Origin of the sequence: Dokdonella sp., assembly GCF_019634815.1 — a bacterium.
GTDB lineage: Bacteria > Pseudomonadota > Gammaproteobacteria > Xanthomonadales > Rhodanobacteraceae > Dokdonella_A.
The window spans coordinates 33379-56670 of the sequence record NZ_JAHCAP010000006.1 but is presented as its reverse complement, the minus strand read 5'-3'; the positions used below and the strand labels follow the sequence as shown (position 1 = coordinate 56670).

Genomic DNA, 23292 nt, shown 5'->3' with positions numbered 1-23292 from the left:
GATTCAATGTGCCTCAAGCCCCTGGTCATCGCGCTGGCACTGGTTGCCGGAGCGAACGCGGCCGGAATGGCAGCGGCATCGCCCTCACACGCAATCCCCGTCGCTGGCACCTCGGTATCACGCCCGGATGGCTCGATCCTGTGGGTGGTGGAGAACTGCAACGACGCAGGTCCGGGCAGCCTGCGTTATGCCGCGCAACATGCGAACCATGGCGACGGGATCGATCTGTCTTCATTGTCCTGCAGCACGATTTCGGTGACCTCGGGCGCAATCAACCTGCGCGATGTTGAGCTCATGGGTCCCGGAGCCGATCAGCTCACCATCGAAGGTACGGATAACCAGTTCAAGCGCATCTTCAACCACAACGGCAATGGCGGCACCCTCACGATCCACGACGTCACCATCCGTGGCGCCAAGTACCAGTCCAATGCGGGGCAAGGCGGAGGCTGCCTGCGCTCGGTCGGCGCCAATCTCGACATTCGTGACGCGGTGTTCGACACCTGCATCGCCTTCGCGCCAAGCGGCTCGAATGTCTCCGTGCGTGGCGGCGCGATCGCCGCCTACGGCAACGACGTACATCTGGCCCGGGTCACGCTGTCGAACAATCAGGCGAGCACAGCCGCTGGAGTCGCGCTCGGCGGCGCGCTGTACGTGGGCGGCGACAAGCTCCTGCTCGCAAGAAGCACGATCTCGAACAACGCCGCAACCTCGTCCGATCCCTCGGCCGTCGTTCTGGGTGGCGGAGTCTTCGCGCATGGCGAGGCGATGATTGCGGGCAGCACCATCGACGGCAATGTCTCGGAAGGCCGCGGCGGTGGCGCCGTGATCGAAGGTCACGGCTCGCTCATGTTCTCGACCGTATCGAACAACGCGTCGGTCGGCGGCGGCTCCGGGATCGCGTTTCTTGGTACCCGCGGCTTGAACGACTCGGCTGCCTATATTTTCGCCAGCACGATTTCCGGCAACGAGGCGCAGGCATCGACGATTTCGGACAACGGCGCGCTGTACGTGAACACCGCGTTCACCTCGATCCTCGCCAGCACCATCGCCGGCAACGTCGAGTACAACACACCAGGTGTCGGGTTTGGCGCGGGCATCCTGTTTGGACCCTCCGCATGGACTTCATCTTCCCCGACCATGGTCAGCACGATCGTGCACGGCAACCACATCCGCGATTCCACGCATGGCGCGGATATCGCCGGTCCGCTCGGCTCCCACGTCATCGGCGATCACAATCTGGTTGGACTTTCCTACGTGTACTTGCCTGCCGACACGATTCGGTCCAGCGATCCGCTACTGGGTCCCTTGCAGGACAACGGCGGCCCGACCTGGACGCACATGCCCGCCGCGAACAGCCCCGTGGTCGACCACGGCAACGCGCAGGGACAGGTATTCGACCAGCGCGAATATCCGCGGGTTTCGGGCGTCGCGGCCGACATCGGCGCGGTCGAGGTGCAGCGGGACGTGATCTTCACCGACGGCTTCGACTGAGCCAGGATGCCGGTGACTATGGCCATGCTCGCCAAGTCGACGCGCCATCGCCCGCTGCTCGCGCAGCGGGCAACGGTGGCCACTGCCGTGGTTTGCGCTGCTGCCGATTCCGCGCCATCCTCGCTTCGGGGTGCGGCGCTGCGTGCCGCGACGGGCCGGGGAGAGCAGATGCAAGACGCAGGATCGAGCGCGGCGCAGGACGGCTCGCCACGCTCTACCGATGCGATGTTCAGTGCGGTGTACACACGCCTGAAGGCGATGGCCGGCAACCAGCTCGCGCGTGGGCGGCGGGGCGCGACGCTGGACACCACCATGCTGGTGCATGAGCTGTACCTGCGTCTGCAGGCAAATCGTGAACTGGAGTTCGCCCACGATGCACAGTTCTTCGCCTACGCGGCGCTGGCCATGCGACACCTGCTGCGTGATCGTGCGCGCGACCATATGCGCCTGCGTGCCGGCGGCCAATGGCAAGCGGTAACCCTGACTGAAGGCGACGATGCGCTCACGCTCGAGGCCGCCGACCAGGCTCTCGCGCTCGATGCCGCGCTCGACCGCCTCGCCGAAAGCGACGCGCGGGCAGCGCGCGTGGTCGAGCTGCGCTACTTCGCGGGGCTGACCGGAGACCAGACTGCGCAGGTGCTGGGCATTGCCCGGCGCACGATCGACCGCGACTGGCTTTTTGCACGCGCCTACCTCAAGAGCGAAATCGAATAGCCGGCAACCCGCGCCACCTGCGCCGCAAGCCTCGCGCCAAACAGGAACCACGGACGCACGCCATGACCAACGCAATGACCTTGCGCGAATGGTTCGACCAGGCCCTGCAGCATGCGGTGCCGGAGCGCGACGCATTTGTTGCCACCTGCGCCGACGCGCACATGCGCCAGCAGCTCGAACGCATGCTCGCCGCACATGCCCGTGACGGTGGCCTGCCGGTGCCGAGCGCGCCCGAGCTCGCCAATCGACTCACCGGCAAGGACGTGCTGCACGGCCTTGCAGCGGGCACCCACATCGGTCCGTTCGAGCTGCTGGCAGTGTTGGGCGAAGGTGGCTCGGCCACCGTCTTCCACGCCGTGCGCCAGCTCGAGGGCGTGCGCCAGGACGTCGCGCTCAAATTGCTGCGCCGCGGGCTCTACACCGCGGACGCGCAGCGCCAGTTCCGCCGCGAGCGTCTCGCCCTGGCCCAGCTGCAGCACCCGGGCATCGCGCACCTGATCGAAGGCGGCGTGACCGAGGCGGGCCTGGCCTACATCGCACTGGAACTGGTGGACGGTCAGCCGCTGACCGAGTTCGCACGCGAACGCCGGCTCGGCATCTCGGCCCGACTCGCCTTGTTCCTGCAAGTGTGCCGAGCCGTCGAGGCAGCGCACCGCGCGTTGATCGTGCACCGCGACCTCAAGCCTTCGAACGTGCTGGTCACGGCCGACGGCAGGGTCAAGCTGCTCGACTTCGGCATCGCCAAGCTGCTCGAAGGCGAAGACGAAACACAGACACGCCTACCCGCGTTCACACCCGCCTACGCGGCGCCGGAACAGAAGGTCGGTGGCCCGATCACCACCGCAACCGATGTCTATGCACTGGGCGTGCTGCTGGGCGAGCTGCTGACCGGCGCGCGCCTGCGCGGCGGGCATACGCCCTCGCGCGAAGTCGGCGACGATCTCGAAGCCGGTGTGTTGCCGGCTCCGCCGCACAGCACGCGGCGCCTGTTGCGTGGCGACCTCGACACCATCGTGACCAAGGCGCTGGAGGAGGACCCCGCGCGGCGCTACGCCTCGGCCGGCGCCTTTGCCGACGACATCGAGCGGCTGCTCGACGGTCGTCCGGTGATGGCACATCCACCCTCCCGCTGGTACCGCGCGCGCAAGTTCATGGTCCGTCACAAGGGCGGCGTGGCCACCACCTGCGCGTTCCTGCTCGCGGTGCTGGCCGCGCTCGGCGCGGCGCTGTGGCAGGCGCAAGTTGCCCGCGAACAGGCAAGGATCGCGCGCAACGAATCCATGCGCTCGAACGCCACGCGGACCTTTCTGGTCGACTTGCTGCGTACGGCAAGCGCCGATCTGCCAAAGGACGAGAGACCTACACCCGAAGCCCTTGTTGCGAACGCGGCGCAGCAGGCGCGCGACGATCCCGATCTCGACCCGCTCGTCCGCGCGCAATTGCTGGTGACCTTCAGCGAGATCGCACACAGCAACGGCGACAACGATGGCGCCGAACGCTTCGTCGACGAAGCGATCGAGCGCGAGCGTGCGCTTGGCATCGACGTGACCGCGCCCGAATGGATCGCTGCGCTCGTCGCAAAGGGCAATCTCCTGCACAGCACGAACCGCAGCAAGGAAGCGGACGAACTGATGCGCGATTTGCTGCCGAGCATTGAAGCAGTCGACACGGAAGGAGCCGTTTCGGCACTGATGTTGTACGGCGCCACACGCGCCTACGCCAACGACGCACCGGGTGCGGTCGACACCGCCATGCGTGCGCTGGCCAAGGCCAAGCGCGTGTTTGGCGCGGACTCGACCAATGGCATCGAAACCGCGACCTATCTGGGCCAGATCTGTTCGACCGTGCACCATTATCGCGAGAGTGTCACGATTCTCGACGAAGCCATGGCGCGCTGGCGTAGCCAGGGGCGGCCACTCAACGAACAGTATGCGCGCAGCCTCTTCCACCTTGCCAATGCGCGCCATCGACTGGGCCAGCGCGAAGCTGCCGAATCGGCCTATCGTGAAGGCATCGCCTTGATGCGCCGCGTGCACGCGGCGCCGTTCCATCGCGTTGCGCAGGGATTGCGTGGTTACGCGGAGTTTCTCATCGATGGCGACCGCTTCGACGAGGCGCAGTCGGCGCTCGACGAAGCCCTGTCCATCGACCGCGCCGTGTTTGGCTCACAGGACGTGCGCACGGCCACGATGTTGGATGTGCAGGCTCAGCTGTTCGCGGCCCGTCTGCGTTTCACTGAAGCTGAAGCAGCGGCCCGTGATGCGCATGAGGTGATGCTTCCACTGGCGCGCAACGCCGGATACGAGCTTGAACTCGCGCGCGCCGGCGTGCATCGAGCCAATGCGCTGCTGGCTCTGGGGCGCCCGGCGGAAGCGGCGGCGATGCAGGCCCAATCCATGCCGATACTGGAACAGCAATTGGGAGGAAAAAGCCTCGAGTTGGTCGAGGGAATCTGTGTTGGCGGACGGATCCGCCTTGCCGAAGATGCCGCTGGCGCGCTTGTCCTGGCCGAACGCGCGCTGACCATGCTGGAGCAATTGCGCGTCACCGCCATGTCCGAGGAAACCGCATGCCGAAGCTTGCGCGCCGAAGCCTTGCTCAGCCTTTCACGCAGCGTTGAAGCTCGAGCCGAAGTCGAGCGCGCCCTGCAGCGCGTGCGTCAGCAAGATGCCGGCGCCCACTTCAAGCAGGGCCAACTGCTCTTGTTGCGGGCACGCATCGAGCGCATCGACGGTGACGAGCGCGCCCGCGCGGCGACTCTCGAGGAGATCCGTTCACTGCGGCTCGATCCGGTCTGGCTGGCTGCGGCGGAAAAGGCTGCCATGGATCCACCATCGCGGTAACGGCGTGGAGACAGCACTTGTCGTAGTTGCGCACGAAACGGCGTTACTCGCCTTTGCCCGATCCCGGGCGGCAGACGCCGATGGCGAATTGAGCGCGCATGAGCAAGCGACCGGAACTTGGAATCGCTAGAACCGAGGCAGGTGCCAGACCCGCGCGCAGCGATGCGCCAGTTGCGCCGCGGCCGCTGGCCCTGGCACTCGCGGCCGCGCTTGGCCTCGCCAGCGGGAGCGCTCCGGCGATGCCGGTGGCTCAGGCCCGTGCCGTGCTGAGCGCGGCCACGCCCGCGGCCCCTCTGCCGACGCGACCGCAAGGCGCCATCCTGTGGGTGGTGGAGAACTGCAATGACGCAGGCCCGGGCAGCCTGCGCAATGCCGCGCAGCATGCGAACGATGGCGATGGGATCGACCTCTCCGCGCTCACGTGCAGCACCATTTCGGTGACCTCGGGCGCAATCAACCTGCCTGATGTCATCCTTACCGGTCCCGGCGCCGATGTGCTTTCGATCGATGGCATCAACAACGAGAACCACCGCATTTTCAACCACTCAAGTTCCGGTGGGACTCTCACGATCAAGGACCTCACCATCAGTCGCGGCAAGTACACCTCCAATCAAGGGCTGGGCGGCGGCTGCCTGCGCTCGAGCGGCGGCAACGTCGTGCTTGAGAACACCAAATTCTCGAGCTGCGGGGTCGTCACGCCGCTGGGTGCGAACGGCAACGCGCGCGGTGGCGCGATCGCAGCCTATGGCTCCGGCTATCTGGAAATGCACGAGGTGATGATCACGGGCAGCTTTGCACGCACCGACCACGGCGTTGCCTATGGTGGCGCCGTGTACGCCCAAGGTCATTTGCAAATCCTGGCCAGCACGATCAGCAACAACAACACCTCGGCCAGCGGCGTCGGCGCCACCGTCGCCGGTGGCGGCCTCTTCACCCGCAGCTCGGCCTGGATCGACTCGAGCACAATCGACGGCAATACATCCGCAGGCGCGGGCGGCGGCGGTGTATTCGAGCATGGTGGCCACCTGACGAATTCGACCGTGTCGAACAACGACGCCATCGACGGCGCATCCGCGATTGCCTTTCTTGGCGGCGCGAGCGCAACGACCACGATCGCCAACAGTACGATCTCCGGCAACACCACGGAAAGATCGGCGCAAGGGGCCAGCGGCGCCTTGTTCGTGAACACCTACGAAGCGGCCATCTACGACAGCACGATCACTGCGAACGACGAAACCAACGGCCTCGGCACGCGCTATGGCGCAGGCATCGTGATCGGCTCCGGGATAGGCAACTTCGCCCTGCACAATTCGATCGTGTCGGGAAATTATTTTCACGATGATGTGACGCCATCGCTTGCGGCCGACATCGTCGGACCTTCCTTCCTGGATGTGTCCGCCTCGACCAATCTGATCGGCTGGAGTTCGATCACGATACCGCCTCCAACGATTTGGACAACGGACCCTCTGCTGGGTCCACTGCAGGACAACGGTGGTTGGACGCCCACGCACATGCCCTTGCCCGGCAGTCCGGCGATCGATCACGGCTTCAGCCTGCCGCGAAGATGGGACCAGCGCAGCCAACGGCGCGAGGCGGGCACGGCAGCAGACATCGGCGCGGTGGAAACGGGTACCACCGTGATTTTCAGGGATGACTTCGACATGGGGTCCTGATCCCGATAACCCGGCCTTTCCTCCCTTTTGCGAGGTGCGTCATGTCACTCAATCCATGGATCCTTCGCGTTGCGATCCTCACCGCCATCGGCCTTCCGTTTGCCGACCCCGCCGACGCGCAAACCTGCAATACGCCAATTCCCCTGATTGGCGAACCCATCGTGATAGATACCTGCGTGGGCGATACGAACCTTCCTGTCGTCTGCAACGGCGCTGTTCCCCTGACCGGACCGGCCCTTGTCATGAGCGTGCACCTGCCGTATCCGAACGGCAGGCTGCAAGTGCAGTCGATGGATGCTGGACTCGACGCGGCTGCCTTCCTTCTGCAGGGACCATGCTATTCGGACGCGTTCTGCGTTGCCGCGGAAGAAGCAAGCGGCCCGGGTGGCACCGCGAGCATCGAACTCGACGAGCTTGATTCGGGTGACTACTTCCTGGTGATCGCGCCGTATGACGACGGCAGCCCCGGCCCAGCGTGCGGGCCCGTCGCAGTCAGTTGGATCGGAAATCCCTCCTCTCCGCTCGACGGCCTGTTCCGCAGCAACTTCACACCCACTCTCGACTTGCCTGAACCCTGATGCGACATGCGGTGCGGCTCGTCGAAGCCGCGCCTTGTCGATTGCGAGTGAGAGCGTCCTCGGCAGCATGCCCGGTCCGATGGCGCGCTTCCCCAGTGGCTGGCAATGCAACGGCGTGCGCCTGCCTTGTGTCAATGGCGCGATCTGCGCATCGCATCAAGGACGATCGGCATGCACACCGCGCTGAGCGCGAAACAGGAAGCATGCCGGCTCCGGATTGTCCGGTCCGGCACAAGCAGCCGGATTGATTGGTACGGGCAAGGCTCAGCTTGCAATCAACACGCGGGCCATCAGCGATTTCAGCGCGAGTGGCCGCAGCGGCTTGTGCAGCAAGTGCACGCCGGCTTGTGCGACTGCGCGGCGCACGTCATCACCGTGGTCGGCGCTGACGACGATGCACGGCACGTGAGCGATCGGCGTGGCCAGTTGCGCGCGCAGATCGAGTCCGGTCACGCCATCGTCGAGGTGATAGTCGAGCACGAGCAGGTCGGGTTGCGCGCGCCGGCACGCGACCTGTGCGGAGGCGGGGTCATGCGCGACGAGCACCTCGCAGTTCCAGCCCTCCAGCAGCGCGCGCATCGCTGTTGCCGCGTGTGCGTCGTTGTCGACCACCAGCACGCGGCGGCGCGGCATGTTCGCCTCGACCGCAGTCGCGGTCGGCATCGCGGGAGCCGGCGCGTGTGCGCGCGCTACGTCAATCGCGAAAACGCTGCCGCGGCCAGGCCAGGAACGCAGGGACAGGCGATGGCCGAGCAACTGCGCGATGCGCCGTGCGATCGACAGGCCCAGGCCGAGACCCGCACCGTCGCGGTCGAGCCGACGGAATTCTTCGAACACTGCGTCGCGATCGGCCGGCGCGATGCCTGCGCCCGTGTCCCATACTTCGATGCGCAGCAGCCCGCCTTCGCGCCGACACCCGAGCAGGATGCGCCCATTGCGCGTGTACTTGACCGCATTGGAAAGAAAGTTCTGCAACACCCGGCGCAGCAATTGCGGATCGCTGTGCAGCCAGACCGAGCTGCGCACGCAGCGCAGACGCAAACCCTTGGCCGCGGCGAGGACCGCGAATTCGGCAGCCAGCGCGTCAAGCAATTCGGCAGCGGCGAATGCACGTGACTGCGCCTGCATGCCGCCCGCATCGAGGCGCGAAATGTCGAGCAGGCCGGCCAGCAGGTCTTCGGCCGCATGCAGCGCACTGCCGATATGGCCCACGGTTTCGCGCTCGGGCTGCGCGACCACACGCTGCGCCAGCGCGTGCGTGAACAGTTGCGCCGCGTGCAGGGGCTGGGCCAGGTCATGGCTGACCGCGGCGAGGAAACGGGTCTTTTCCAGATTCGCGCGTTCGGCCGCCGCGCTCGCGCGCGCCAGCTCGCCGGTGCGCTCGGCCACACGCTGCTCGAGGGTCTCGTTCGCGCGCGTAAGCGCCCGCTCGGCATCACGGAATGCGGTGACGTCGGTGAAGGTGGCAACAAAGCCGCCGTTGGGCATCGGGTTGCCGCGGATCTCTACGATGGTGCCGTCGGGAAAGCGGCGCTCCGACAGATGCGCGGTTCCGGCACGCATCTGCGCGAGACGCCGCTCGATCCGCGCTTCGACCTCGCCCTCGCCAATCAATCCGAGGATGATGTTGTGGCGCATCAGCTCGGCGACCGGTCGGCCGATGCTGAGCAAGCCGGGCGGATAGGCGAACAGTTGCTCATAGCGGCGATTCCAGGCCACCACATCGAGCTTGGCATCCACCACGCAAATGCCCTGCGTCATGTTCTCCAGCGCCGCCTCGAGCACGCGCTGGTTGAAGCGCAGGTCGCGACTGGTCTGGTCGACGATGTCGGCCACCGCGTCCAGGCGCCCGACACGTTCGCGCCGCGCGACTTCGATCAGCAAGCGTGCCGAAGCCGCACCGATCACGGTGGCCAGCTCGTGCTCGACCGCGGCAACGTGACGCGCATCCGCGCTCACCTGCGTCGCATCCACCAACGCGGCGACCCGCTCACTCGGCAGGAAGCGCAGCGCCAATGCCGCCAATTCGCTGCCCGCCAGCTCGCCCGGTGACGCACTCGCGCCGTGGCGCGCCCAGCGCGTGCGTGCCAGCGCGAGCGTGACCATGACATTGATCGCCAGACTGGCCGTGAGCGCGCGCGCCAGACCGCTCCAGCGTCCCAGTCCGAACAGTTCGGGCGCGGACAGCGCCGCGGGCAGCCATGCCGACCCGCGCAGGGCAGGAAGGAATGATGGCGCGATGGTGTACAGCCACACCAGCGTGCCCGCGATCAGTCCCGCGCACACCGCGCGCGCACCGATGCGCGGCCAGTACAGCGCGATCAATACCGCGGGCATGAGCCCCGCCAGCGCCGAAAACGACAGCGCACCGATATCGGCCAGCGCGTCACTGCCGACCACCGCACGCGAGTACAGCCAAGCGAGCAGCACGACGGCGAGAATCGCGATGCGGCGCTGGCGCAGCACCGCCGGCCGCAGATCACCGCCCTCGCCGCGCAGCCAGTCGCCGCGCAGGCGCAGGGGCGCGATCCAGTGGTTGCCGATCATGAGGCTGAGCGCGAGCGTGGCAAGGATCACCATGCTCGTGGCCGCCGACAGGCCGCCGAGGAAGGCCAGTACGGCCAGGCCGCGCTGACCTTGCGCCAGCGGCAGCGCAAGCACGTACAGGTCGGAGGACACACCCAAGGGGCCCAGGCGCGCCGCGCCCGCCTGCGCCAGCGGCAGCACCGGCAGCGCGATCAGGCACAGGTAGAGCGGAAACAACCAGCGCGCGGTGCGCACGTGGGCGGCGTCGCGACACTCGACGACTCCAGCATGGAACTGGTGCGGCAGCGTGAATGCCGCCAGTGCGCCGAGCACGATGAGTGCGGGAAACCCGCTGGCATCGCGTGGTGCCGTGCGCACCGCCGCATCGACATCGGGCAGGCTGAGCACCAGCGCGCCCAATGCGAGCATCGCGCCGAGCTTGAACAAGGATTCGAACGCGAGCGCGAGCACGAGGCCACGGTTGTGTGCCGCGGCCGCGGCGCGGCGCGTCCCGAACAACATCGCGAACAGCGCCATCGCCAGCGCGACGTACAGCGCGCTGTCCTGCCACGGTGGTGCGTCGAGGCCATTGCCACTGCCAAACAGCGCAAAGCTCATCGCCACCGCCTTGAGCTGCAGCGCGATGTAGGGAACGATCCCGAGCACGGTCACCGCGGTCACCAGCGCGGCCAGTCCCGCATGCCGCCCCAGTCGCGCGGCGACGAAATCGGCGAGCGAGCTGGCGTGCTGTTCGCGCGCCAGCCGCACCAGTCGCAGCAAGACCCCGATACCCAGTGCGTAGAGCAGGATCAGGCCGATGAAGGTCGGCGGCAACCACCAGCCCGAGCGTTCGGCCTGCGTCACCGTGCCGTAGAACGTCCACGACGTGCAGTGCACGCCCAGCGACAGCGCGTAGACGATGTCCCAGCGGCGCGCGAACAGCCCCGGATGGCGCTCGCCGTAGCGCGCGACCGCAAACAACACGACCAACCAGATCAGGCCGGCGGTGGCGACGAGCACTTCTGAGGAGGACATGACGCGATTCGATTCACGCGATGCGGTGAGGGAAGGATTGAAGCACGAAGCCGGCAGGTGCGGGCGCCGGCTCCCGCGCTTCCCGTAGAGCGGAGCTTGCTCCGCTCCCGCGCGTCAGGTCGGGCCTTCCGGCCCTCCTACCTCGCGCTGTTGCAGGAGCGACGGCAGTCGCGACCTTCTCGTAGAGCGGAGCTTGCTCCGCTGCGTTTTTTACCCCGTTGCCACGCCCCGAGCCGAGCGAGCTCGGCTCTACAAAAGCGCGCACCACCACCGTCGTAGAGCGGAGCTTGCTCCGCTGCCGTGCTTGCGCAACTGCCTTCCACCCCAGCCTCGATCCCCTATCGCATGCCGCCCAGCTGCGCTACCAGCCACGGCGCCAGCGCCGTCACCAGCAACACCAGTGGCCACAGGTTGCCGTCCTTGAATGCATAGGCTTGCGCGAGCTCGGCCAAGGTCCTGCCGCGCAAGAGTCCGAAGCCCCACTCGAACGCCAGCGTGAGCGCGAGCCAGATGCAGCCCAGCATGAGGAGCTCGCGTGTTGCATGCAGGTCCAGCCACGGCAACGCGAACGCGGTCACGACCAGGATGGCCAGGCACAGCAGCACACCGCTGGCGAGCATGCCCGCACGCAGGCCCAGGCGTGGAATCAACACGCCTTCGCGCAGGGCGCCATTGGCGATGGCAAGCGCGAGGATTGCGCACCACACCGCAAGCGCCTTGGCGAACACGCCCATCGCGCTGTCCGCGTCTCAGGCCAGCGGCGCAAAGCGTGCGGTGAAATGCCGCAGCTGGGCCGGTTCGGCGATGATGCGATACCCGCGCAAGGCCTTCGCGTTGCGTGCAACTTCCTCGCACACTTCGATGACGTAATCGATGTGGCTTTGCGTGTAGGTGCGGCGTGGAATCGCCAGACGCACGAGATCAAGCGTCGCCGCCGTTTCGCTGCCGTCGGCCTGGCGACCGAACATCACCGTGCCGATTTCGCAGCCGCGCACGCCGCCGGTTTCATACAGCGCAACGGCGAGCGCCTGACCCGGGTATTGCAGCGGCGCGATGTGCGGCAGCAACGCGCGCGCATCCAGATACACCGCATGACCGCCGATCGGCTGCACCACCGGAATCCCGGCCTTGGCCAGTGCGTCGCCCAGATAGGCGGTCGAGCGGATGCGATAGCGCAGGTAGTCGTGGTCGACCGCTTCGCGCAGGCCTTGGGCGAGCGCTTCGAGGTCACGCCCGGCAAGCCCGCCATAGGTCGGAAAGCCTTCGGTGAGGATCAAGAGATTGCGGCACTGCTCGGCCAGCGCATCGTCGTTGAGCGCGAGCCAGCCGCCGATGTTGCCCATCGGATCCTTCTTCGCGCTCATCGTCATGCCATCGGCGAGGCTCGCCATCTCGCGCACGATGTCGGCGACCTCGCGGTTCTGCTGGCCCGGCTCGCGCTCACGGATGAACCAGGCGTTTTCGGCAAAGCGGCAGGCATCGAGGAACAGCGGCACGCCATGACGCCGGCACACCGCGCTGGTCTGGCGCAGGTTCTCCAAGCTCACCGGCTGGCCGCCGCCGGAATTGTTGGTGATGGTGATGAAGGCAACCGGCACCTGATTGCGATGACTGGCGAGGAAAGCATCCAGCGCGGCGACATCCATGTTGCCCTTGAATGGATGCGGATTGGCCGGGTCACGGCCTTCGGCAATCACCAGATCGACCGCCTGTGCGCCGCTGTATTCGATGTTGGCGCGGGTGGTGTCGAAGTGCGTGTTGTTGGGCACCGCCTTGCCCTTGCCGCCGAGCGCGGTGAACAGGATCTTCTCGGCCGCGCGGCCCTGGTGGGTCGGAATCACGTGCTTGAACGGAAACAGGTTCTGCACTGCCTCGCGGAAGATGTCGTAGGACGGGCTGCCCGCGTAGGACTCGTCGCCATGCTGGATCGCCGCCCACTGGTCGCGGCTCATCGCGCCCGTGCCCGAATCGGTGAGCAGGTCGATCATCACGTCCAGCGCATGCAGGCTGAACAGGTTGTAGCCCGCGGCGACCACCGCCGCGTGGCGTTGCGCAGGCGTGGTCATGCGGAGCGGCGCAACCGACTGGATGCGAAAGGGTTCGATGATGGTGCGAAATGCCATGCGATTCTCCCGTGGACAGGCGATTGTCGGGCCTGCACCAGGGCCCGACAACGATCCAGATCAAGAACGGACCACGAGCAACTTGATTGCCGCCGCGCGTTCGGGGCTCGGTCCGAATGCGCGCAAGCCCGCGGGCATGTCCCACAGGAACATCCCGAGCGCGAGACATCAGGCCTGCGCCAAGGCCACCCACAGCGCCGGCACATCCGCATGCATCTGCATCGCAAACGCCCTTGGCATCGGCAAGGACACCAGCCCGGGACAACCCGCAAAATGCCGTCATCCCGGCCGAAACCTGGTCCTGCTCCAGCGCAAGGCCCTGATGCAAAAGGTGTCCGGCGTTCCCGGGCACGCCCAGAGCGAGCAGCCCAGCCATGCCCTGAAGCGGCCGCCGCGGCGACCAAGGCTTGCTTCGCCCCGAGACCGGCGAACAACTTGCGCCACTGCCCGGGTTCGGTTATAAAACGCGGCTCCCTGTGGCATCCATCGCCCGTTCGGGCGTGCGGGGCCGGTCATGCGGTCCGCCCGCGCCGGATGCCGACCCGGGGAATTCCAGCACCGCATGGCGCAACGTCGCCGCTGGGCCGCCGCCGTCCTGGCCAAGGTCGGCTTGAAGATCAACGAGGTCCGACATGGCCAAGATTTGCCAAGTCACCGGAAAGGCTTTCCAATCCGGCAACAACGTTTCACACGCCAACAACAAGACGCGGCGCCGCTGGCTGCCGAACCTCCACGAACGCCGCTTCTGGGTGCCCGCCGAAAAGCGCTGGGTCACCTTGCGCGTGTCCAGCCACGGGCTGCGCACGATCGACAAGAAGGGCATCGAGGCCGTCCTTGCCGAGCTGCGCAAGCGCGGCGAAAAGATCTGAGGAGCACACGACCATGGCATCCAAGCGCGACAAGATTCGTCTGATCTCCTCGGCCGGCACCGGCCACTTCTACACCACCGACAAGAACAAGAAGAACACGCCCGAGAAGATGGCGGTGAAGAAGTACGACCCGGTCGTGCGCAAGCACGTCGAGTACAAGGAAGGCAAGATCAAGTAAGCAAGAAGGCCCGCGCAAGCGGGCCTTCTTCTTTTTGGCCCACGCGCATTCTTGCTTCCGCGTTCGGCTTGTTGATCAATCGAAGCCGTCGGCAAACAGCAGGTCCGGAGCGACCTCCAGCATGCTTATTTGCGTATCCGATCCCACGGTGATTTGCCAGCCTTGACCGTCCGGGAGAATGCGCACATCACCAGCATTACCTTTGGCCAGTGCATTGCCCAGCGGGTTCGAGATCGGTATGGCATTGCCGGCAGCGTCAAGTTCGTACAGCAGTTGACCGGCGGCAACGATGAGGCTGGTGCCGGCGGCATCACCCTGACGAACGAAGACCGTGTCCGGCGGCGCCTGACGGCGATTGATCTCGGCGAGGGATGCACACTCGCGTACGCTGATTGCAGACTGCTCATCCAGGATGGCCAAGCGGCAGTCCGGGCCCTCGCCCCATTGCCAGAGTGCCTTGATGCGCGCACTCCCGACATTGGTTTGCGCAACCAGCGTGGCCGTAGTCAAGTCGACGAGATCCAGTCGGAAGCGATTGCCTGCGGTGATCAAGGCGTAGGCCTGACCTTGGCCATTTCGAAACGTTACCATGTCTGGCGATGACCATGCCTCGCCGGCTGCCGATTGACGCAGCGTCACGCCCGTCGTGCCATCAAGCACAGCCACTTCGGCGTTCGAAGTGGCCAGTATGACTTCGTCATTGCCGTCGCCGTCAGTGTCGATCGCAGCTACTGCTGAAACGTAGCGCCCCAAAACCGAATTATTCCAGCGGACCTCGAGCGATAGCGGATCGAGCGCCCTTGTGGCGGAATCACCCGCGGCGAGAACAAGCGTGGGAGTCGTGCCGAGGTGCGTTGCCACGGCTAGGTGTGGCTGTGCGTCAGTTCCGGTATCACCTTCGCCGAGAACGTAGTTGAGCACGCGCTGGGGCGCTCCCGTATCGGCGTCGAAGAGGGTCAGAACGTCGCCCTCGCTGTAGGCGGCGACCAGATCGCTGCCGGCCCCTGCCAGGTTTGCACGCGCAAGTGCAGCATACGAGCCGCGGTTCCCCAGCCATTTTTGACAACTGCCATCGTCGAGATGGGTGCCGCGAAAAAATCGACCTGTATCGAACGAGTCCGCTTGGAAAAGCGTGCCGTCTCCGAATGGACAGGCGCTGAGGTCGTCGTTGGCGTACGCCAGATTCATGAGCTGTGGTCGTGCTTGAGCGTTCAGGTCGCCTATCGCGAACATGCCTTCACCGCCCGCCATTTCCCGAATGACCGCACCGCTCAGCGGATCAAGAAAAAGCGTAGTCTCGAAGCCCTGCACCACGATCTGGTCCAGGCTCCCCGTCTGTGAGGTGTAGGTCAGCATGGATTCGACGATCAAACCAACGGGGGGGAACTCCGTGACCGGCGCGTAGGGACTGCCGCTGAAGATCTGCAAGGGATTGCCGGAATCGAGCGTCGCAAAGGCGGTATGCGATGGATCTAGAAAGTGGCCCGCGAGCAGGAATTTGTTGAATCCACCGGCCCAGCTCCATTCCACCGCATGTGTCATGCCGTCAATGACCAGCCCGGGTGTCCCGGACAGGACCAGCTCGAGTGCCGGATCGGCATCAAGCTGAGCCACTGCGATGCTCTTGGCACTGACAGTGCCGATCCACTTCGCCGCACCGGTCGACCAATCCAGAATGGCAGGCAGCGACTGCATGCCCGGGCCCTGAAGGCTCGCAACGATCTCGGGCTGCCCGTCGCCATCGACATCGGCGACTGCATGCAGTTTGGGAATCAGTTGATTTGGCGGTGCAACCAGCAGTCGTTCCACCTGCATGGGCACCCCGCCCATGATTGCGATTCGTGAGTCCGTGCCAGAGGCGGATCGTGCGTGTGCGATTACGTGATCGTGTCCGTCGATGGCTGGTGCCAGTACAAGCCCGTTTTCCTCGAGGTAGAACCCCGCAAGATCTGGTTCGCTACTTGGAATGGACAGAGCGCGTACGCGTGCCTGAGATCCTTCGCCACCCAGGATTGCAAGCACGGCCCGCCCGCGGGTTGTCCCGAGCTCTGGAAGATTTCCGCCGATCAGGGCTTCGTCTCGTCCATCGCCATCGAAATCGCCAACAACGACACCGATAATGCCGGGTCGCGCGGGCATCGGAAAATAGTCCCACGCCGAGGCTTCATCGAATGACAAGAAGGAAGCGAAGACGGCCAACACGAATGGGAACATGGCAGACCGCCTGACACCGAGTCGATGCTGTCGAGCAAGGCACCTGGAAATTGTCGAGATCATGGCGTCGCCTCGAAATTGTCGACGAAGATGGCATCTGGATTGAACTGCAAGCGCATCACCGCTGAACTCGACCCCACCATGAGATCCAGAACCGACCCACCCTGCAGCGCACGCAATTCGCCTTGGTTGCCTTCAGCCAACTGACCGTCGAACTGGAGCGGCAAGCTCCTGACCACGCCGTCCGGATGCAGGGTGTGCAGTTGCCCGGCAGCAGCAAACAGAAACGAAGGTTCGTTCATTGCCAGTGGCCAGAATGCAGTCGGGACGGTTGGCAATGGCCAGTCGTTGAGCACTGCCAGCGTGTCGCAGGCGCGCACGCCCAGGCTTGGGCTGGTCGTGGTCAAGGCAAGCCGACAAGAAGAACCATCGCCCCACTGGCGCACGCCGGTGATGTCCCCGTCGACCACCACGCTGGTAACGAACGCGTGGGCGTTGAGATCCAACAGATAGAGTCCATTGGCAGTGCCGATGGCTGCATGCGGTACGCCGCTGACGACAAAGCCTGCAACGCCGCCCGTCGTTGACTCCGGCAGTGAGATGGAGTGCCACAATTCGGCCCCGTCACGGCCATCAAAGAGGCTTATGCGAGACTCACTGCTCAGCACCAGCGCGTCCGGAACGCCATCACCATTGGCATCGATCATGGCCAGCGATGTCGGGAATCCCTGGCCGAATCCTGAAGTCCGCCATTGGCGCTGCAGGGTCGAGCCGTCCCACGCTTCGATCCGCCAGTCGTTCATTGCGCCACCGCCTTGGGCGAAGATGATCTCGAGGGGCGCATCGCCATCGACTTGTGCCAACGCGACTCGCGGGGTGGTGAACGAGTACATGGCTTCCGCAATTCGCGTTTCGCGCAGCACCTTGCCCTGCGTGGCATCGAGAACGCGTATGGTTGGCCCCAAATGAGAGTCGGAGCCAACGCGGGCAACCATCACCAGCTCGTCAGCACCGGTGCCGGCAACCTCTCCCCGCGCAACTGCCGAGTAAGGCCCGCTTTCATCGGGCTCGTCATGCAATGTGGTGCCGGTCATCGGGTTGGCCACGCATAGATGATCCGGGGCAGAGGTCTTGATGCCCGCCGCATAGACAAGGCGCGGTTGGTTGAAGCCATCAATGCTTCCCACCGCCGCCGCATCGGGCGCACCACAATCGAGCAATGAGCTGCGTACCAGATAGCCGGTCGTCGGCTGGTAGCTCGACACCTTGCCACCGTATGGACTCTCGAGATTTCTCCCGGCAAATCCAATGAGGTCTCCGGTCGGTCCGGCCTGCGGCATGGCGATGACCTGCGTCATGTATGGCGGGGCTTCGAAAGTCCGCACGTATGCGTAGGGTTGGCTGGAGAACACGTCGACACTGTCCACCTGCGTGTTGGCAGCGGCAAAACCAAACCGACCTTGCTGTCCGAACCGGCCTGTCGTGATCTCGCGGCCAAACCCCGGGCCCCAACTCCACTCGAGTGCGCGCGTGCCTGCATCGAGGATCCGCCCCGGCACACTGCCGATGATGAGCTTGAGGGCGCCGCCCGCCCCAAGCGGGGCGACCGCCACGTCGTAGGTACGTTCAGTGCCAACCCATTCGCGCTCGCCGCTGGCAAGATCGAAGATCGCGGGGAGCTTGTAGAACGGATTTTGTGGGTCTTCGACCAAGCCGAGGGCTTTTTGCGTGCCTGTGCCTGTCGGGTCGAATACCGCCCGGATGCGTATCAGACCGGGGGTGGCGATCGATCGCTGCAGGCGCAGTGGAACGCCGGAATAGATGAGGACATGACTCTCATCATCCGGTTCGTCGGTGAGGTATGCGATGAAGCTTTTTCCGTTGGGCATCTGTCCACGCGCAAGCGTGGCCCAGTAGCCGTGGACCGGAAGCACTGTGGCCGACCGCAATTGCTGCGAAATGCCAGTCTCGCCACCCAACACGCCGAGCAGGTACTGGTCTGTGATGCCGTCCCGGGTTCGGGCAAGGCCAGAGAACACGGCCTCGTCCTGCCCGTCCCCGTCAAAATCACCAACCACCAGTCCGGATTTGGCCGGCTCCTGTAGCGGCGGGTAGTAGTTCCAAGGCTGTGCTTTCGCCAGGAGAGGCAGCGTGAATCCGAGCAACAGTGCAAGCGGAAAGAGGCGAGGGCCTTGAGCCATGGGAGTCTTCCTTGCGTCAGTTTTCGACGAACAGCCTGGGAATTCAGCCGAGTGTATCCATTTGTCACCGTGAATTCTTCGCAATGGCGCACGGTTGCGCGCACCTTGGATAAAGGGGACGGAGGTAATTGCTTCAGAGGGAATTACTTCGCGCTTGCCGGCGCGTCGCAGTGGCGCGCCGATGAGTTCTTGCGACGTGACGTCGAGCGTTTGCGAGTGCGGCGGCAGGACGTGGATTGGTGCGTGACGCTGTCGGTTTTCGCAAGCGACGGCGCCTTGTTGGGAGACGTCGAACTTCTGGCCATTCAACGGTCGATCCCTTCGGTCTCGCCAAGTGGCTTCGCCACCGACTCGTCCTGCGGGCCTCGCCACGCGGGGTGAGGGCGAAACACCGGGCTGACTTCAGCGAGTCTGACAAGGTTGCCCGTTGTCGCTTTTCCCCTTCGCCAAGCAATACCGAATTTCCGCGAATCGACGCAGCTCAACCTGCCGCTTCACCCGCGAGTCGATAACCCTTGAGCCGCGCGGCGAAATCGGCGAGCGCGCGGATGCCGGTGGCTTCGGCTTCGCGGCACCAGGCGGTGAGCGCTTCGAGCAAGGCTTCGGCGTTGCGGCCGTTGCGTTCGGTGAGTGCGGCCAGGCGCGCACGGAATTCGCAGACGGTGCGCAGTTGCGGGCAGCGTTCGGTGAACGCGCTCATGCGTTCGCGCGAGGCCGCATCGAGCCAGCGCCCGCCGTTTCCGAGTGCGCGGCGCAGGCGGCGCGGCAGCGCCTTGAGGTTGGCGCCAGCCTTGCCCGCTTCCTCGCGCAGCGTCGGCGCGATCACGCCGCCGAAGTAGTCGCTCATCACGCGGAAGCGGTGCGCGAGCAGGGCCTTGACCGTCTCGGTGTCGGGCAGGCTCACATTGGCACGGATGTCGAGCGTGGGTGCCACACGCAGCACCTTGGCAAGGCCAAGCGTTTGCAGGCCGCGGATTGCCGCCCAGCCGATGTCGAATTCGAAACGGCGCAGCGCGAACTTGGCCGAACTCGGAAACGCGTGATGGTTGTTGTGCAGTTCCTCGCCGCCGATCCACACGCCCCACGGCGAGACATTGGTCGAAGTGTCGGCCGATTCGAAATTGCGATAGCCCCACCAGTGACCGATGCCGTTGACGAAACCCGCGGCCCAGAACGGGATCCACAACATCTGGATCGCCCAGATCACGCCGCCGACCGCGCCGAACAGGGCGAGGTCGATGAGTGCCATGAGTGCCGGACCCAGCGAGGCATGTCTCGAATAGAGCGCGCGCTCGATCCAGTCGTCGGGCGTGCCGCGACCGTACTTTTCCATGTCGTCGCGGTTGTGGCTGGCGATGCGGTAAAGCTCGACGCCCTGCCAGAACACGGTACCGATGCCGTGGATCTGCGGGCTGTGCGGGTCCTCGTTGGTCTCGACCTTGGCGTGATGCTTGCGATGGATCGCCACCCACTCGCGCGTGACCATGCCGGTGCTCAGCCACGACCAGAAGCGGAAAAAGTGCGCCAGCGCTGGATGAAAATCCACGCCGCGATGGGTCTGGCAGCGATGCAGGTAGAGCGTGACGGTGAAGATCGTGAGCTGGGTCACGACCAGCAGGTAGACAATCCATGTCGCCCACGAGGCCTGGGTGTAGCCGCGCGCGGCAAATGACAGCAACCAATCGGACATGGACGGGTACGCAGCGAAAAACGGATGCCGACTATAGCGCGAGCATGGGCGGATCGCTGCCGGGCTTGCCCGCGGGTGCCACGTGCTTTGACAATCGGCATTCGATGACCAGTCCACCCCCCCTGCTCGAACTGCGTGAGGTCAGCCGCCGCGCCGCTGGCCGTGAGCTCGTGCATGGTCTCAACTTGAGCCTCGCGCGCAACCGCACCCTCGGCCTGCTCGGCGTCAACGGTGCGGGCAAGACCACCAGTTTGCGCATGATCGCGGGCGTGCTCGCACCGAGCAGCGGACAGGTGCTGATCGACGCTGCCGATCTGCAGGAAAAGCCGCAGCTCGCGCAGCGCTGCATCGGCTACCTGCCGGAAACGCCGCCGCTGCATGCAGAACTGAATGTGCGCGAGTACCTCGATTTCTGTGCGCGCCTGCATGGCGTTGCCCGCAACGCGGTCAGTGCGGCGGTGGCGCGCGCGATCGAGCGCTGCGATCTGGGCGAAGTCGAACGGCGCCTGCTCGGCAATCTGTCCAAGGGATTTCGTCAGCGCGTCGGCGTGGCGCAGGCGATCGTGCACGAGCCGGGTTTGATCGTGCTCGACGAGCCGGCTTCGGGCCTCGATCCCGTGCAGGCGCTGCGCCTGCGCGAGTTGATCCGCAGCCTCGGCCAGAACCATGCGCTGATCCTCTCGACCCATGTCCTGTCCGACGTGGTCGCCTGCTGCGATGAGGTTGCGATCCTGCATCGTGGCCGCATCCGCCATGTCGGTGCGGTGCGGGCCACCGAACCCGCGCTCGTGCGGATCACGTCGATCGGGGATATCGATGCCGTCCAGTGGTCGCGTGTGCCGCAAGTCGCGGAGGCGCATGCGCTGGCCGCGGGCCAGTGGCAACTGCGTCTGCATGATGACGCGCAGCGCGCGGATTTGCCGGCCGCGCTGCTCGCATCCGGCATCCGCTTCAGCGAACTGTGCGGCGCGACGCCGTCGCTGGAATCGACGTTTCTGGAAATCGCCAGCGGCGATGTCGCGGAGGCCGCATGAGCGGCGCCTTCCTGCTGGCGCGGCATGAATGGCGGCGGCTTGCAGTGCAGCCCTTCGCGTGGACGCTTGCGGCGGTGGTGCTGGCGCTGATGGCCTGGCAGTTCCTGCTCGCGGTGCAGGCGTATCTGGCGATTGCCCCGCGGCTGGGCGGCCTGCGCGATGCACCCGGCGTCACCGATCTCGTTGCGGTGCCCTTGCTGCGCTCGTTCTCGCACGTGCTCGCTTTCGTGGTGCCCCTGGTGACGATGCGCAGCATCGCCGGTGAGCGCCGCGCGGGCACCTTGCCGCTGCTCCTTGCCAGTGGGCAATCCAATTTGCGTCTGGTGCTCGGCAAGTTTTTTGGTGCCTATGGCTTCGTCGTCGTGCTGACGGTGCTGGTTGCGCTGATGCCGATCGCGCTGGTCAGTGGCGCCGCGCTCGATCTGGGCAAGATCGCGGCGAGCGTGCTCGGTTTGTTGCTGTTTGCCGCGACCCTGACGGCAATCGGCATCGCCTGCTCGGCCTGGGCCTCGCAACCCGCGCTCGCTGCAGGCGCGGCGATTGCGGTCACCGGCCTGCTCGCGGTGGTCGATGCGGGTGCGCGCATGCAGGGCATCACCAATGCCGGCATCAACTACCTCGCCTTGCCGACGCACCTGGAACCTTTCCTGCGCGGCATCGTCGCCAGCGTCGACCTCGTCTACTTTCTGCTCGTCGCCGTCGTCGCACTCGCACTCGCCGCGCGTCGCATCGACGCCCTGCGCGGGAGCGCGCAGCCATGATGGAGCGCTTCGGTTCGCTGCTGTACGCCTTGCTGGTCTTGGTGATCGCCGGACTGCTCGGATTCTTGAGCACGCGCTTCGGCTTCGAACGCGACTGGAGCCACGCGCAGTCGGCGAGTCTGTCGCCAGCGAGCCTGAGTCTGCTTGCCCAACTCGACGGGCCGGTCGAAGTGGTGAGCTATGCGCGCACCCAAGGCGGGCTGCGCGAAGTAGTCGCCAATTTCGTCGAGCGCTATCACCGCGCCAAACCGGATCTGAGCTTGCGCTTCGTCGATCCCGACGCCGACCCCGCGGCGATGCGCGCGGCAGGCGTCAGTCTCGATGGCGAACTCGACCTGCGCTATCAAGGGCGCAGCGAACGCCTCAAGGTGCTCGGCGAGTCCGAGTTTTCGAGCGCCCTGCTGCGCCTGTCGCGTGCGCGTCAGCGCATCGTCGCCTTCCTCGAAGGCGAGGGCGAGCGTGCGCCGCTGGGCAAGGCCAATGCCGATCTCGGCCAATTCGTCGCCACGCTCGGCGAACGCGGCATCAACGTGGTCACGCTGCCGCTCGCCAACACCGGCCGCGTGCCCGACAACACCGACCTGCTGGTGATCGCCACACCGCAGATTGCGCTCGCACCGGGCATCGTCGCGGCGCTCGACGCCTACATCGAACGCGGTGGCGCCTTGCTGTGGTTGATCGAGCCGGGCGAGCCTGCGCTCGCCGAGGGCGGTGGTCTCGACCATCTGGCACAGACGCTCGGCATCCGCGTGCTGCCGGGCACGGTCGTCGATGGCAGCGGTCAGGCATTTGGCCTGTCCGATCCAAGCTTCGTCGCGATCAATCAGTATCCCGTGCAGGCAATCAATGCCGGCTTCGTGCTGACCACGCTGTTTCCGCAACCGGCCGCGCTGGCACAGATCACCGGCGCACGCTTCGCGGCCTCGCCGCTGCTGCGCACGAGCGCAAAGTCCTGGAACGAGACTGGCCACATTCCCAAGGCCGGCGAAGCTGCCGGCAACGTGCGTCAGGATGCCGATGCAGGCGAGATTCCCGGCCCGCTCGACATCGGTTTCGCACTCAGTCGCACTTCGCCGCGGCCGGATCGGCGCGAACAGCGCATGGTGGTGATCGGGGATGGCGATTTCCTGTCCAACAGTTTCCTCGGCAATGGTGGCAATCGCGACTACGGCCAACGCATCTTCGATTGGCTGCTGGGTGACGATGCGCAGGTCAGCGTGCCCGATCGCAGTGCGCCCGACCGTGAGCTCAAACTCACGCAAGGCCAATTGACGGCGCTGGCCCTGCTGTTCCTCGTCGGCCTGCCCCTGCTGCTGATCGCGTTCGGCCTCGGCATCACCTGGCGGCGCCGGCGGCATTGAT

General features: G+C 65.5%; 16 protein-coding genes. 10 read left to right on the top strand and 6 right to left on the bottom strand.

Annotated elements, in window-relative coordinates; genetic code table 11:
* The first annotated feature begins 6 nt into the window (after window positions 1–6).
* The 5 genes from KF759_RS04910 (at window position 7) to KF759_RS04890 (ending at window position 7299) form a co-directional block, all read left to right on the top strand.
* Window positions 7–1491: a choice-of-anchor Q domain-containing protein gene (locus KF759_RS04910; protein WP_291223293.1), complete on the top strand. Its 1485-nt coding sequence runs from the start codon at window positions 7–9 to the stop codon at window positions 1489–1491.
* A 168-nt stretch (window positions 1492–1659) separates the two neighbouring features.
* Complete coding sequence (locus tag KF759_RS04905) at window positions 1660–2205, top strand: ECF-type sigma factor (protein WP_291223292.1); 546 nt, start codon at window positions 1660–1662, stop codon at window positions 2203–2205.
* Window positions 2206–2267: 62 nt separating this feature from the next.
* Window positions 2268–5048 (top strand): serine/threonine-protein kinase, encoded by a 2781-nt coding sequence (locus KF759_RS04900; protein WP_291223291.1) that lies wholly within the window; start codon window positions 2268–2270, stop codon window positions 5046–5048.
* Window positions 5049–5146: 98 nt separating this feature from the next.
* Complete coding sequence (locus KF759_RS04895) at window positions 5147–6721, top strand: right-handed parallel beta-helix repeat-containing protein (protein WP_291223290.1); 1575 nt, start codon at window positions 5147–5149, stop codon at window positions 6719–6721.
* Window positions 6722–6762: 41 nt separating this feature from the next.
* A complete protein-coding gene (locus KF759_RS04890; protein WP_291223289.1) occupies window positions 6763–7299 on the top strand; it encodes a hypothetical protein in 537 nt (178 codons plus the stop codon).
* A 264-nt stretch (window positions 7300–7563) separates the two neighbouring features.
* Here KF759_RS04890 and KF759_RS04885 read toward each other — a convergent pair whose 3' ends face one another.
* The 3 genes from KF759_RS04885 to KF759_RS04875 form a co-directional block, all read right to left on the bottom strand.
* Window positions 7564–10860 carry a NahK/ErcS family hybrid sensor histidine kinase/response regulator gene (locus tag KF759_RS04885; RefSeq protein WP_291223288.1) on the bottom strand — a complete coding sequence of 1099 codons (3297 nt, stop codon included), beginning with the start codon at window positions 10858–10860 and terminating at the stop codon, window positions 7564–7566.
* Window positions 10861–11198: 338 nt separating this feature from the next.
* Window positions 11199–11594, bottom strand: coding sequence for a hypothetical protein (locus KF759_RS04880; RefSeq protein WP_291223287.1), 396 nt, complete (start codon window positions 11592–11594; stop codon window positions 11199–11201).
* Window positions 11595–11609: 15 nt separating this feature from the next.
* Window positions 11610–12983: a tryptophanase gene (locus tag KF759_RS04875; RefSeq protein WP_291223286.1), complete on the bottom strand. Its 1374-nt coding sequence runs from the start codon at window positions 12981–12983 to the stop codon at window positions 11610–11612.
* Window positions 12984–13615: 632 nt separating this feature from the next.
* On the opposite strand from KF759_RS04875, the gene rpmB reads away from it, so the two are divergent.
* Together rpmB and rpmG are read left to right on the top strand one after the other, a co-directional pair.
* Window positions 13616–13852 (top strand): 50S ribosomal protein L28, encoded by a 237-nt coding sequence (gene rpmB / locus KF759_RS04870; RefSeq protein WP_291223285.1) that lies wholly within the window; start codon window positions 13616–13618, stop codon window positions 13850–13852.
* A 13-nt stretch (window positions 13853–13865) separates the two neighbouring features.
* Entirely contained in the window at window positions 13866–14030 is a 165-nt protein-coding gene (gene rpmG, locus KF759_RS04865) for a 50S ribosomal protein L33 (RefSeq protein ID WP_131995653.1), read from the top strand.
* A gap of 75 nt (window positions 14031–14105) precedes the next feature.
* On the opposite strand, the gene KF759_RS04860 is transcribed toward rpmG, so the two are convergent.
* The 3 genes from KF759_RS04860 to KF759_RS04850 all read right to left on the bottom strand — a co-directional run bounded on the left by KF759_RS04860 (window position 14106) and on the right by KF759_RS04850 (window position 20135).
* Window positions 14106–16244: a hypothetical protein gene (locus KF759_RS04860; RefSeq protein ID WP_291223284.1), complete on the bottom strand. Its 2139-nt coding sequence runs from the start codon at window positions 16242–16244 to the stop codon at window positions 14106–14108.
* 59 nt (window positions 16245–16303) lie between these two features.
* A complete protein-coding gene (locus tag KF759_RS04855) occupies window positions 16304–18754 on the bottom strand; it encodes a hypothetical protein (RefSeq protein WP_291223283.1) in 2451 nt (816 codons plus the stop codon).
* Between the two features lie 172 nt (window positions 18755–18926).
* A complete protein-coding gene (locus tag KF759_RS04850; RefSeq protein WP_291223282.1) occupies window positions 18927–20135 on the bottom strand; it encodes a fatty acid desaturase in 1209 nt (402 codons plus the stop codon).
* 104 nt (window positions 20136–20239) lie between these two features.
* Here KF759_RS04850 and KF759_RS04845 point away from each other — a divergent pair, with 104 nt between their 5' ends.
* From KF759_RS04845 to KF759_RS04835, 3 genes are read left to right on the top strand one after another with little or no spacing between them, the layout of a single operon-like run.
* Window positions 20240–21169, top strand: a complete 930-nt coding sequence (locus tag KF759_RS04845) for an ABC transporter ATP-binding protein (RefSeq protein ID WP_291223281.1) — start codon at window positions 20240–20242, stop codon at window positions 21167–21169.
* A complete protein-coding gene (locus KF759_RS04840) occupies window positions 21166–21930 on the top strand; it encodes an ABC transporter permease (RefSeq protein ID WP_291223280.1) in 765 nt (254 codons plus the stop codon). Before KF759_RS04845 ends, KF759_RS04840 begins: the two co-directional genes overlap by 4 nt.
* Complete coding sequence (locus KF759_RS04835; protein ID WP_291223279.1) at window positions 21927–23291, top strand: DUF4350 domain-containing protein; 1365 nt, start codon at window positions 21927–21929, stop codon at window positions 23289–23291. The genes KF759_RS04840 and KF759_RS04835 overlap by 4 nt, the downstream gene beginning before the upstream one ends.
* Window position 23292: the final 1 nt, after the last annotated feature.